Origin of the sequence: Bartonella sp. HY038 (assembly GCF_014117425.1) — a bacterium.
GTDB lineage: Bacteria > Pseudomonadota > Alphaproteobacteria > Rhizobiales > Rhizobiaceae > HY038.
In genome coordinates this window covers 3,159,629-3,172,982 of the sequence record NZ_CP059725.1, presented here as the reverse complement: position 1 = coordinate 3,172,982, position 13,354 = coordinate 3,159,629, and the positions used below count along the sequence as shown (strand labels likewise).

The following is a 13,354-nucleotide window of genomic DNA, read 5'->3' as shown; positions in this document are numbered from 1 at the left end:
ATTATATAAATAAAAAAACATATCCATTGCAAAAAATGGATATGTTTTCCAATATAAAAAGCTTCACTTATAATAATATGCGTCACCAATGCGAAGCAAATATTTTATGCGCGAAGTACGCCGTGACAATGCTTATACTTCTTGCCAGAGCCGCAAGGACATTGCTCATTACGACCAACTTTGCCCCAAGTTTCAGGATCATTTGCGTCACGATCAGCAGGATCAACGATCCTTTCTTCTTCAAAAGGTATCGCAAGCGCCGCTTCTTCAAAAGAACCAAATTCGTCAGCTTCAGGATGATTTTCAGTCATCGGCGGCAATTGTGGGGAAGGGGCTTCTTGAATAATTTCAAAGCGCATTAATTTCGACACCACATCGCGGCGCAAATTAATTAGCATGTTTTGGAACAGCTCAAAGGATTCTGTCTTATATTCATTAAGCGGATCACGCTGCGCATAGCCACGGAAACCAACAGCTGATCGAAGATGATCAAGATTGCCCAAATGTTCGCGCCATAAAGTATCAATTGTTTCGAGCAACATGGCTTTTTGGAAATATTGCATAAGCTCAGGACCAAAACGCTCGTCACGTTCTTTTACGCGTGCCTCAAGTGCTTCGCGAACCCGCTCAAGGATTTGCTCTTCACCAATACCTTCTTCATGGGACCAATCTTCAATTGGTAAGTCAAGATGCAAGGTCTGGCGCAGATCTTCAGCAAGTTCCGCCGGCTTCCACTGTTCAGAATAAGTACCTGCAGGAATATAATGATCAACCATATTATCAATCACTTCCTCACGCATTTCAGCGATGAGTTCATGAAGATCGGTTGAGTCTAATACTTCATTACGCTGCTCAAAGACCACTTTTCGTTGGTCATTCATCACATCGTCATATTTAAGCAGGTTCTTACGAATTTCGAAGTTACGAGCTTCAACCTTTTTTTGCGCCTTTTCAAGCGCCTTATTCATCCAAGGATGGGTAATTGGTTCGCCTTCTTCAAAGCCAAATTTTTGCACCAAAGCGCCAAGTTTGGAAGAACCGAAAATGCGTAAAAGATCGTCTTCGGTTGAAAGGAAGAACTTAGAACGACCAGGGTCACCCTGACGTCCAGAACGACCACGCAACTGGTTATCAATACGGCGGCTTTCATGACGCTCGGTTGCAAGAACATAAAGACCACCAGCTTTTAGCGCAACTTCCTTCAAGCGCGCAATATCTTCACGAATGGCTTTTGCCATTTCATCGCGCTCTGGTCCTTCAGGAATATCAGCCAATTCCTGGCTAATACGCATATCGGCATTACCGCCAAGCTGAATATCAGTACCGCGACCTGCCATATTGGTCGCAATAGTGATCGCACCTGGTACACCTGCTTGTGCAACAATATAGGCTTCCTGCTCATGGTAACGAGCATTGAGCACTTTTAGATCAGTAATACCTTCCTTGCGAAGACGGTCGGCAAGATGCTCCGATTTTTCAATCGAGGTGGTACCAACAAGTACTGGCTGATGCTTGGCATGCGCCTCGCGAATATCTTTAACAATCGCCTTGGTTTTATCCTCGATGGAGCGATAAATAACATCATCTTCATCAATACGGATAACCGGAACATTGGTTGGAATTTCAATAACATCAAGCCCATAGGTGCTGGCAAATTCTTCAGCTTCCGTTGCACCCGTACCAGTCATACCAGCAAGTTTTTTATACATGCGGAAGTAATTTTGGAACGTGATAGATGCAAGCGTTTGGTTTTCGGGCTGAATCTTGACGTTTTCTTTGGCTTCCAAAGCCTGATGCAAGCCTTCAGAATAACGCCGACCCGGCATCATACGCCCAGTAAACTCATCAATAATGACAATTTCATCATTGCGGACGATGTAGTCTTTATCGCGTTGGAAGAGTTTATGGGCTTTCAAAGCATTATTAAGGTGATGGACAATGGTGACATTTTCAATGTCATAAAGCCCTTCAGCTTTTAAATAACCAGCTTCTGCCAAAAGCTTTTCTAGCTTTTCCGTACCTTCTTCGGTGAAAGTTGATGTCTTTTGCTTTTCATCAATTTCATAATCTTCTGGCACCAACGGCAAAATAAACTTGTCAATAAGGGTATAAAAATCAGAGCGATCTTCAAGCGGTCCTGAAATAATAAGCGGCGTACGCGCCTCATCGATCAAAATAGAATCGACCTCATCAACAATCGCGTAATTATGTTCGCGTTGAACCATCTGGCCGCGCTCAAAAGCCATATTATCGCGCAGATAATCAAAGCCAAGTTCATTATTGGTGGCATAGGTAATATCGCAATTATAAGCAGCACGGCGTTGATCATTGTCAAGATCATGAACGATAACGCCAGTGGTTAGCCCTAAAAAGCCAAAAAGTGGGCGCATGGTTTGCGCATCGCGGCTAGCAAGATAATCATTCACCGTAACAACATGAACACCCTTACCTTCAAGGGCATTAAGATAAATTGGCAAGGTAGCCGTTAGGGTTTTACCTTCACCGGTACGCATTTCAGCAATACCACGTTCATGCAAAACCATGCCGCCTATAAGCTGCACATCAAAAGGGCGCATACCCATGACACGTTTTGATGCTTCACGTATGGTTGCAAAAGCTTCATTCAACAAACTGTCCAGTGTGGCGCCATCAGCAAGACGTTGTTTGAATTCGGCAGTCTTTGCACGCAACTCGTCATCACTAAGGGCAGAAACCTGCTGTTCAAGCGCATTAATTTGCGCAACACGCGGGCGCAAACTTTTAACACGGCGCTCATGCGCTGAGCCAAAAAGTCTGCGAGCCAAACCACCTAAACTGACCATTACTGGTCCTTTCCATTCTTAAATAAAACCACTTGGATTAAGTATTAATCCAAGTAAACCACTTTTAAACCTAAACAGCTTTTATAAGTGCAACAACTATAATGCAACTCACAAAAGTGCATGTCATTATAAAACCTGCTTTAAAAACCAAATAATGACTTGAATAATCTTAAGCTTTTAATAATTTCACTAAAAAAGCAATTATAGCTATTTCACGTGAAACATTAAAAAAAACTAAATCAAATCTTTGCCTTTGATGGATAAAGCCATCAACCCCGATTTTTCAAGAAATTACTATATAAACAGAATATAGAAATTTCTTGACAGATAAGAAGCAATAACCAAATTGTCAATATATATAGCTAAAATCGCCATTACAAAGTGCTTAAAGAACAACTAATTATAATAGAATTATTATAATTTTGTGGCACAATAAAGGGCGTAACTAAGTCATTTTAAGCTTTGACGCCAAGACCAATAGGGCAAGATACGCCCGTGCCTTGTAAACCACAATAACCATTGGGGTTTTTAGCAAGATATTGCTGATGATAAGCTTCGGCATAATAGTAAGGAATATGCATTTTTATTTCGGTAACAATATCACCTAAGCCACGTTGATGAAGGGCGTTGCCATAATCTTTGGCACTTTGTTCAACAATAGCAAGCTGATCATCATCATTTACATAAATGGCAGAGCGATAATTATTACCCATATCATTGCCTTGACGCATAAATTGGGTCGGATCATGTTCTTCCCAAAACAGTTTTAAAATCTGTTTAAGGTCAATTTTGCTTTCATCATAAACAACCTCGACCACCTCAGTGTGTCCTGTGCGGCCGGAGCATACTTCCTCATAAGTGGGATTAGGCGTTGTGCCTCCTGCATAGCCAACACTTGTCACGATCACTCCTGGCAAGGACCAAAACAGCCGCTCGGCGCCCCAAAAACACCCCATACCAAGATAAATGCTTTTTAACGGCGATTGCCATTCGCCTTTAAGTGGCTCACCATTAACGAAATGCTTGTCTGCAGTGGCGATTGCATGAGACCGACCGGGTAAAATTTCATCACCCTGCGGCATTTTAGACTTATCAAAACCAGATGATGTCATAGAATGCTCCTTAAGCTTTGTATTCGTATTAAATGGTAAATTGTTAATATGAAATAAAGTACCGGCTCAATTTTATTATTGCCATATAGCTTTCAAATAAGCATCTGCAAAATTGGGTGCATTTGTTTCCAATGCACCCTTGTTATTTCTTTCAATGAAATTTTAGTTGCCAAGCTCTTTCGAGCGTTCACAAGCAGCTTTTACGCATTCAACAATCATATTTTCCATGCGCTTATCACCCATTAAAACGGCAAGACCTGCAGCTGTTGTACCATTAGGACTGGTGACGCGCTCACGCAAGAGCGATGGCATTTCAGGCGAACTGGCGGCCAAAATACCTGCGCCTTTTACGGTTTGGCGAGCAAGCAACAAAGCGGTATCTTCATCAAGACCAACCTCCATACCAGCGCGCGCTAAACACTCAATCATATGGAAAACATAAGCGGGACCAGAACCAGAAAGACCGGTGACGGCATCCATTTGATCTTCTTCAACCTTAGCAACTTCACCATTTGCATGTAAAAGCGCGCGAACAAACTCTTCTTGGCCAGCATTAACATGGTCGTTGATGCAATAGACCAACATGCCTTCACCAATTGCGGCAGGTGTATTCGGCATTGTGCGCACTACAGCTGTTTTTTCACCAAGTAGCTCGGTAAATTTTGCAATTTTTACACCAGCCATAATGCTGACAAAGGCAGCTTTATTTGCAAATTTTTGATAGGCTGGGGCAATCTTGTCAAACACCTGCGGTTTTACGGCAAACAATACATAATCAACAGCGACATTTTCGCCAATGCCCTGCGCATCGTCATAAACATGAACGCCAAGCTCTTGAGCGCGTTGGCGCAACTCTTCATTTGGTTCAACAACATGAATCTGGTCGGGCTTAGCGACTTTTTTATGAAGCCAGCCCTCAACCATGGCACGCCCCATATTACCACAACCAACCAACACAATATTATTGCTCATCTCATCATCTTTCTATTTGATCCTGTTTTAAAACAGAAATCTTGATATTTTGCATCATGCTTAAAAGCGACCATAGGCTTGAAGCCGAAATAGTTCAAACACTGTTTTTATAAAAACCAAAATGCGCCCATTTTGTCACAGATTTTATAAAAGCAAGGTCCTAACCTTATTTGTGGTAAATTAATTCTTTTAAAAGAGTACCATCATCGTTTAACTTTGCTAGCAATTTCTATATAGGTTTATAAGAGTTATAGTTTGAAAAGTGACCTATAATACGATTATAACAATTTGCACAAATAAAACAGGCTATTGCTGCTTGAGTGAAGGGGAAACTTCATGGTGGTGATAGGCATTAAGTAAACACACAATTGGAGCTTTACGGATGGCCGATATTATTGATGGAAAACTGTTGGCAGCACAAATTATTGAACAGATCAAACATGAAACTGGGCAATTAATGGCAAGCCATAATATCCGTCCCGGTCTTGCTGTGGTTATTGTCGGGGAAGATCCAGCAAGTGAAATCTATGTTTCCTCAAAAAGTCGCAAGGCAGAAGAATGTGGCTTCAAATCGGTAACCCACAAACTTGATAGCGATATTAACGAAAAAGACCTATTGCGTTTAATCACTAATTTAAATGGCGATCCAGCCATTCATGGTATTTTGGTGCAATTACCGCTGCCAAACCATATTTCAGCTGAAAAAGTAATCGAAACTATTTCACCACGCAAAGATGTTGATGGCTTTCATTATGTCAATGCGGGTAAATTGGCCATTGGTGCAATTGATGATACTTTCGTACCATGCACACCCGCAGGCGCAATGATTATGATCCGCCGCGTCCTTGGCAATGATCTTTCTAATCTTGATGCGGTGATTGTCGGCCGCTCCAATATTGTTGGTAAACCAATGGCTAGCCTATTACTTGCTGCCAATGCTACAACTACTATTGCCCATAGCCGCACTCATGACCTGCAAGACGTTGTTCGTAGCGGCGATATTGTGGTAGCTGCCGTTGGCAGACCAGAGCTTATTAAAGGTGATTGGATTAAGCCGGGTGCGACAGTGATTGACGTTGGCATTAACCGCATTGATGCACCGGAAAAAGGCGAAGGCAAAACCCGCATAGTCGGCGATGTCGAGTTTGATAGTGCGAGCCAAGTCGCAGGTGCTATCACGCCAGTTCCAGGCGGAGTAGGGCCGATGACCATTGCCATGCTTATGGCCAATACCCTTAAAGCTGCTTGCCTATCTGTTGGTGTTGCCGCTCCACAATTTGATTAACATTTAAAAAAGAGTATTTATCTTTAAGGGTTAAATGCTCTTTCTTGGTGGCGCGGTTTTTAAATGCTTTACTGATTGAATTTAAAAGTGGGGAAAGATGAAAATGGTGGTTAACGACAAGCGAAGTTTCTCGGCAATTTTAGGTTTGCTGGTGTCGTTTTTTACTATTTTTATTGCCAGTCCCTCATATAGTTTCGCCAATGATAGTTCCGCTGAAGCAATTGGCGGTGGGCTTGTGCTTTTGAAGCGGCAAGATATTGCCATGGTGTCTGAGGATCTTTATATTTCACAAAGTAAAATTGAAGTAAATTATATTTTTGAAAATCTTACTAACCGCGACATTACCACTCTTGTCGCCTTTCCTACTCCAGAATTGCCCGTTGAAATGGACATGGATATAGGTAATAATAGTATTCCTGATGCCAATCCTAATGGGCGTGAAGTAAATTTTAGGGTTTGGGTTGAAGGTAAAGAGATTGCTGTCAAAGAAGATAAGCGCGTTATCCAAAGCGATGAAAATTATGGCTATTCAGGTGATGATTATCATATCACCTATTATTGGCAGCAAACTTTCCCCAAAGGAAAAAAAATCCATGTGCGTCACACCTATTCTCCTATAGTAGGTGGTAGTGGTTTTTACTCCCCGCTAGACGCTTATACCATGGCTATTGATGATAAAGAGCTATATTGCCCTGACGGTGGCTTTAAAAAAGCCTTGCAACGAAAACAAGAACAATATCGGTTTGCTTACTACAATACGCTTGGTTATATCTTAACCACAGGTGCAAATTGGGCAGGTGGTACAATTGGTGATTTCCGCTTGGTTGTTGATAAAGGGTCACCCGATGCTTTGGTCACCTTTTGCGGTGAAAATGTAAAGAAAATAAGCCCAACGCAGTTTGAAATGCGCGCCCAAAATTACCAACCAACCCATAATATTGGCGTCATTATCGTTAATGGTTTTTATAACATGGATGAAGATTAGGTATAAAATTTGTTTCTTAACCAAACCTATTTTTCTTAGATATTATTCAAAAAATCAATCGAGATTTTTTAAAGTTTTAAAAATTCGCAATTTATATATAGATAAATCAGCAGGATGTACATCCTCACGAACAGAAAACCTAGGAAGCTCACTGCGCCAATAAAGCTCTTTATCATTAACGGCTGACGATAAGGCCGCCAATAAAGCAGGATTAAATCCTATATAGTAATGTGGATTTCTGGCAATATCGAGTGCAAATGGATTTTCACCTTGAACATAAGACGCTATCTTTTTAACCGATGCTTCTTGTTTAAAAAAAGCAATGACAGTTAAAGTACCCTCATATTCAGGGGTTGAGCAATAATAAAGACCACAATGCTTAAATTGGTTTAAAACAGTTTCAAGTGCTTGTTCTTCACCATTTGCAAATAACTTGCTTACTGCGGCCAATGCTGTTTGGGGTAGATAATCGCGATCTTGATCTACGATCAATGCTACACTGCCAATATCAATAAATAGCTGGCTTTGTTCTTGCCATCTATCACCTTTTGCCTCCGGCATATTCATATATTTGCGGTAATCATCAACATATCCCATATGAAGTGCATAACGGTAGTAGGTTGCTAAATTATTTTTGCCGATCGTGTCAATATAACCTGATTGTAACTCATTGATTGCGTATTCATCTAATTGATCAATCTTTGAGCCTAATATTTTTTCAATTTCTGGATAACTATCGGTTAATAATCCTATGTAACTGATATAGGAATTATCCTCATAAAATTTGTAAAAATCATTACTTATTAATTTTTGGATTAGCTGTTGTTGATATTCTCCGCGAAAGAAATATATCCAGCTATGACGCATGATAGTATCTTTACAAGATGAATTTTTACTATCTACTTTAGACAGTATTTTAAATAATTCGTCACGATTTAAGCTAAAAACCTTAGCTAATTTTTGTTTTACGTCGATGGTAACACCATCATAATAATGCAACTGTTCCTCATAGGTTTTAAATATTCTTTCATCATGCATAAGATGGCTATCATCTAGGTCTGAAAAAATTTGCTCATAGGAGCAAGTAGGATCTTTGACAGCCTCCTTGGCGCTTAAAAGCAAGACTGCTCCAATAATACCAAAAGCTAACAAACTAAAAATTATACCCCACCATGTTTTTTTCAAAACGATACCCCCCCTTTGATAATTTTTTAGTATTTACAAAAATAGCAGCTTTAAAAAGGCAATAATTCACTATTATAGCTAATAAAAACAAAACATTACTAATTTTTTTCTTTTTTGTAATTTTTTGTTTACTTGCATTTGATCATAATATATCGTAATTTGATCAAAATAAACATGATCCATAAAATGCAGTATCAAACTGCTTCATCAAAATAACAGGATCGTGATAAAAAATGGGATACTGGTCAGGGAGGTAATCTACCAGTAAAATTTGTTTGTTATAATCTGCACAGTTTACATGCAATACGAAAAGCTAAGGTTTACAAGCCTGGCAAATTCCTGCACTGTTTGTGCAAGATTTATAACTGTTTTTTATGCTGTTGTTTTAAAAACGCGGCAAAAGAATATAATTTTAACAAACATAAGATTTAGGGTGAACATAATGTCTGTTAAGAAAATTTTTAAAACCTGCCTTATTACTGCAGCCAGCGCTTTAGTGACCCTTGGTGCAGCAGAAGCGCAAAACAAGAAGCTGTTTATTTTTAACTTCTCCAACTATTTTGCCGATGATACAATTTCTAATTTTATCAAACAAAGCGGTATTGATACCAAGCTTGACTATTTTGATACCCATGAAATGTTGGAAACACGACTTATTACTGGCGGTAGTGGCTATGATGTTGCTTTTGCTAGCTCTCCAGTGGCAAGCCGGCTTATTCCAGCCAATGCTTTGCAAAAGCTTGATAAATCGAAACTGAAAAATTATGGCAATATTGATCCATTCTATTTAGAAATGATCAGCACATTTGATCCAGGCAATGAATATATGGTGCCTTATATGATCACCACGACCGGCATTGCTTATAATGTTAAGAAAATTAATGAGCGGATGCCTGATGCACCCGTTGATAGTCTTGATATGTTCTTCAAGCCAGAAATTGCAGAAAAATTTACCAATTGCGGTATTGGCATCAATGATTCGCCAAATGAAATTATTCCTATTGCCTTGAACTATCTTGGACTTGATCCTTACTCTACCAACAAGGAAGATCTTGCCAAGGCAAAAGACCTTTTAATGAAATTGCGTCCCTATATTCGCCACATGCGGACAGGACAATTACTTGATGATATGGCATCAGGCGAACTTTGCCTTGCATTAATGTGGAATGGCGATGCAAATATTGGTGCCCAGCGCGCTAAAGAAGCCAATGCTGGAGTTGAAGTGATTTATCGCTTACCAAAAGAAGGCACCAGTATAACTCTTGATAATATGGTTATCCCTGTAGATGCGCCAGATCCTGAAGAAGCTTTGAAATTCATCGATTATATCATGGAACCAAAGGTAACCGCTGATATTACCAATGCAGTGTTCTTTCCTAATCCAAACACGGCGGCAACACCGTTTGTTGCCTCTGATATTCGTGACAATCCCAATCTTTATCCACCTGAAGAATTACGCAAAAAGCTTTTTGTTGATAAATTATTGTCGCCACGTGATGCGCGTGAACGCACACGTTTATGGACTGCTTTTAGAGCAGGAAAATAAGCTATACAAAGGGTGGTTTCACAACGGCTGCCCTTTTCTTACCATATTGTGCGATATGTGATTTGTGTCTTTCCGTTATTTTAGCCTGATGATTTATGGGGATAGTTAACCATGACTCCATGTGTTTCGATTAAAAATGTAACCAAGATTTTTGGTTCCTTTACTGCCGTTAATAGTATCAATCTTGATATTGGCGAAGGTGAATTTTTTTCCCTGCTCGGGCCATCTGGCTGTGGAAAATCAACCCTTCTGCGCATGATTGCTGGATTTGAAGTGCCAACAGCCGGCACAATATCCATTGCTGGAAAAAACATGACCGAGGTTGAGCCTAATAAGCGGCCAACCAATATGATGTTTCAGTCTTATGCACTTTTTCCCCATCTTACTGTTGCCAAGAATATTGCGTTCGGTTTGGAACAAGAAAAGCTGTCCAAAGCTGAAATTAATTTACGAATAAAAGAAGTTGGTGAGAAATTAAAACTAACCGAATTTATGGACCGCAAACCATCAAGCCTATCTGGTGGGCAAAAACAGCGTGTGGCATTGGCACGGGCGCTAGTCAAGCGGCCAAAAGTTTTGTTGCTAGATGAGCCTTTGGGTGCATTGGATAAGAATTTGCGCACCCAAACGCAATTGGAATTAATGCGACTACAAAAGGAACTTGGTATTACTTTTATCATCGTCACTCATGATCAAGATGAAGCGATGACTGTTTCATCGCGTATTGCTATTTTGGAAAAGGGCGAAATTATCCAAATTGGTACACCAAGCGAAATTTATGAAAAGCCACTCACGCGCTATGTGGCAAAATTTTTGGGTGAAACCAATATTATCACGGCAGATTCAGCCGAAGAAGACGAAGATGGTAATAATCTGATCATTGAAAGTGCGGAAGTTGGTGGAACAATCAAGGCAGCTTATTCAGATCGTGTGTCTTTAAGTGAGAAGTTTTGGTTATCTATTAGACCAGAGCGGATTGAAATTGCTAAAGTTGGTACTCAAGGCGTTGAAGGTTTGAATGCTGTTATCGATGCAATCACCTATACTGGTATTAAACGTAACTATCGCATGCGTCTTTCAACCGGCAAAATAATCGATGCCATCCGTGTCAACCAAGGCATTGAAGATGATTTTGAAATTGGCGATAATGTTATTGTCCATTGGCAACCAGATGCTGCCTTGTTATTGGCAGATTAGGTAGGAGGCCTTTGCTTATGATAAATCCTGATAAAAAAAGTTGGGGAGCAAGGCTGCTCATCGGCATACCGGGGCTTTGGCTATTTCTATTTTTTCTTGCCCCTTTTGCCATGGTGGTGGCGATTAGTTTTTCAACCGCCCGCATTGGCATACCCCCTTATGATTTTTTGGTCGCGGTAAAAGACGAAATTGTCTCTATTACCCTCAATCTTGAAAATTTCCTTTATATTTTCTCAAGCGACACATATCTTCTTGCCGCTTGGACAAGTATCCGCATTGCCGCCATTTCTACAGTAATTACCTTGCTCATTGCCTATCCGCTTGCTTATGGTATTGCATCAGTTGATCGGCGCTATCGCAACTTTTTGGTTTTTTTGATTATTATCCCATTTTGGAGCTCGATGCTTATCCGCGTCTATTCGTGGATTGCAATATTGCGCAATGACGGCCTATTAAATATTTTCTTAATGAATCTTGGTCTTATCAAAGAACCTTTGGTGATTTTAAATACCGAAATCGCTGTGTTTATTGGTATAGTCTATACTTATTTACCATTCATGGTATTGCCGCTTTATTCAACCCTTTCAGTAAGTGACCGCACCTTGATTGAGGCAGCTCAAGATCTTGGTTGTTCGCGCATTAAAGCCTTTTGGCGTATAACCGTGCCATTAAGCATGCCTGGTATTATTGCTGGCTGTGCCCTTGTCTTTATTCCAGCTATTGGTGAATTTGTAATCCCTGATCTTTTGGGCGGAGCTGATACTAATATGATTGGTCGCGCTATCTGGATCGAGTTCTTTAACAATCGCGATTGGCCGCTAACTGCTGCGGTTACGGTTGTGTTGCTCGGTGTGCTTATTATTCCGATAAGCATCATGCAAATGCTACGTTCACGACAATCAGCAAATGGGGGGAAATAATTATGCATCGCGCAACTTGGTTCAATTATTTATCCATTGGGTTAGGATTATTTTTTATCTATCTACCCATTTTTGTTCTAGTTTTTTACAGCTTTAATGCTAACCGCTTAGTATCAGTTTGGGGCGGATTTTCTACCCAATGGTATAGCGCAGTTTTTAACAATCACTCCTTGTTAACCGGAGCAAAAATCAGCTTTATTGTTGCCGCTTGTTCAGCAACAGGTGCAACATTTTTAGGTACCTTATCCGCTATTGTTCTTAACCGCTTTAAAAGATTTCGTGGTCGTAGCGTCTTTAATGCAATGTTATTGTCGCCAATGATTATGCCCGAAGTGGTTTTGGGCATATCTATGCTTTTGATGTTTGTGGCGCTTGGTATTGATCGCGGACCAATTACCATCATTATCGCTCATATTACTTTTACCATGTGTTTTGCTTTTGTGGTTATTCAATCGCGGTTGAGCGAGCTTGACCCATCACTAGAGGAAGCCGCCCGCGATCTTGGCTGCACGCCTTTTAGTGCTTTTGTCAAAGTGGCGTTACCCAACCTTGCCACCGCTTTAATATCGGCTTGGTTATTGTCTTTTACGCTTTCACTTGATGATTTGGTTATTGCGAGCTTTACCACAGGGCCGGGCGCATCAACCCTGCCAATGAATATTTATTCGCAAATTAAATTCGGTCTGACGCCAGAAATTAATGCGATTTCAACCATTATTCTTGGGGTTGTGGCAAGTGGCCTAATCATTGCGCGATTATTAACGCGTAATTCAAAATCCGCCGCTGCTGCCGCAACTATATGATGATGCGCTATCATGGTGTAAAGATTTGATAAAAAGCCGTCAGCTTTCAAGGCTGATGGCTCTTTATACCTTCAATAACGTGGACTGGGTTTTGACAACTCTCCGATTAAAACTGCGATTAAAAAAACGGGAGTTAAAAGTATAAGCTCAAAGGTGCTCATGGGTCTCGATTGCCGCGAACTTTCGCTTCGAGGCTGCGCTTTTTCCGTTTCTTTTTGTTTTTGTCGATTGTTTAAATTATTTGGATTTAATTTAGGCTTACTATCATGCTTCTCACCGCTATATGCAGCCTGATAATATTCGGGCTTTTTAGTGCATGCTGCTAATAGCGATGATATAAGCAATATGCTAATTGCTATTTTAAAAAATTTGATCATTGAATTACCCCTTTTAATTGAACAATGTTCATAAAATTTACAAAAAAATACAGTTTTTTTGCATTTAGTTAAAACCCTCGAAACAAATGCAATCTCGTCGCAAGGAAAAGCGACGAAACCTCATTCAAAACAAGAATGCTCTAGCGTTGA

General features: G+C 40.3%; 11 protein-coding genes. 6 read left to right on the top strand and 5 right to left on the bottom strand.

The genetic code is table 11. The annotated features are described in order from the left end of the window. Positions 1 to 104: 104 nt before the first annotated feature. The 3 genes from secA to proC form a co-directional block, all read right to left on the bottom strand. A complete protein-coding gene (gene secA, locus H3299_RS13655) occupies positions 105 to 2,822 on the bottom strand; it encodes a preprotein translocase subunit SecA (RefSeq protein ID WP_182418179.1) in 2,718 nt (905 codons plus the stop codon). A gap of 455 nt (positions 2,823 to 3,277) precedes the next feature. Beyond that, positions 3,278 to 3,934, bottom strand: coding sequence for a peptide-methionine (S)-S-oxide reductase MsrA (msrA, locus tag H3299_RS13650; protein WP_182418178.1), 657 nt, complete (start codon positions 3,932 to 3,934; stop codon positions 3,278 to 3,280). A gap of 162 nt (positions 3,935 to 4,096) precedes the next feature. Further along, positions 4,097 to 4,906 carry a pyrroline-5-carboxylate reductase gene (gene proC, locus H3299_RS13645; RefSeq protein WP_182418177.1) on the bottom strand — a complete coding sequence of 270 codons (810 nt, stop codon included), beginning with the start codon at positions 4,904 to 4,906 and terminating at the stop codon, positions 4,097 to 4,099. 382 nt (positions 4,907 to 5,288) lie between these two features. Here proC and H3299_RS13640 point away from each other — a divergent pair, with 382 nt between their 5' ends. Further along, positions 5,289 to 6,191 carry a bifunctional methylenetetrahydrofolate dehydrogenase/methenyltetrahydrofolate cyclohydrolase gene (locus H3299_RS13640; RefSeq protein WP_182418176.1) on the top strand — a complete coding sequence of 301 codons (903 nt, stop codon included), beginning with the start codon at positions 5,289 to 5,291 and terminating at the stop codon, positions 6,189 to 6,191. 103 nt (positions 6,192 to 6,294) lie between these two features. Beyond that, on the top strand, positions 6,295 to 7,176 hold the full coding sequence (locus H3299_RS13635) for a DUF4424 family protein (RefSeq protein WP_182418175.1): 882 nt from the start codon (positions 6,295 to 6,297) through the stop codon (positions 7,174 to 7,176). Positions 7,177 to 7,230: 54 nt separating this feature from the next. On the opposite strand, the gene H3299_RS13630 is transcribed toward H3299_RS13635, so the two are convergent. Beyond that, positions 7,231 to 8,361 (bottom strand): hypothetical protein, encoded by a 1,131-nt coding sequence (locus tag H3299_RS13630; RefSeq protein WP_182418174.1) that lies wholly within the window; start codon positions 8,359 to 8,361, stop codon positions 7,231 to 7,233. 442 nt (positions 8,362 to 8,803) lie between these two features. Here H3299_RS13630 and H3299_RS13625 point away from each other — a divergent pair, with 442 nt between their 5' ends. The 4 genes from H3299_RS13625 (at position 8,804) to H3299_RS13610 (ending at position 12,827) form a co-directional block, all read left to right on the top strand. Continuing rightward, positions 8,804 to 9,907 carry a polyamine ABC transporter substrate-binding protein gene (locus H3299_RS13625; RefSeq protein WP_182418173.1) on the top strand — a complete coding sequence of 368 codons (1,104 nt, stop codon included), beginning with the start codon at positions 8,804 to 8,806 and terminating at the stop codon, positions 9,905 to 9,907. 111 nt (positions 9,908 to 10,018) lie between these two features. Beyond that, positions 10,019 to 11,104: an ABC transporter ATP-binding protein gene (locus H3299_RS13620; protein WP_182418172.1), complete on the top strand. Its 1,086-nt coding sequence runs from the start codon at positions 10,019 to 10,021 to the stop codon at positions 11,102 to 11,104. Between the two features lie 17 nt (positions 11,105 to 11,121). Next, positions 11,122 to 12,024 carry an ABC transporter permease gene (locus H3299_RS13615; RefSeq protein WP_182418171.1) on the top strand — a complete coding sequence of 301 codons (903 nt, stop codon included), beginning with the start codon at positions 11,122 to 11,124 and terminating at the stop codon, positions 12,022 to 12,024. Positions 12,025 to 12,026: 2 nt separating this feature from the next. Further along, positions 12,027 to 12,827, top strand: a complete 801-nt coding sequence (locus tag H3299_RS13610; RefSeq protein ID WP_182418170.1) for an ABC transporter permease — start codon at positions 12,027 to 12,029, stop codon at positions 12,825 to 12,827. A gap of 71 nt (positions 12,828 to 12,898) precedes the next feature. Here H3299_RS13610 and H3299_RS13605 read toward each other — a convergent pair whose 3' ends face one another. After that, on the bottom strand, positions 12,899 to 13,204 hold the full coding sequence (locus tag H3299_RS13605) for a hypothetical protein (protein ID WP_182418169.1): 306 nt from the start codon (positions 13,202 to 13,204) through the stop codon (positions 12,899 to 12,901). Positions 13,205 to 13,354: the final 150 nt, after the last annotated feature.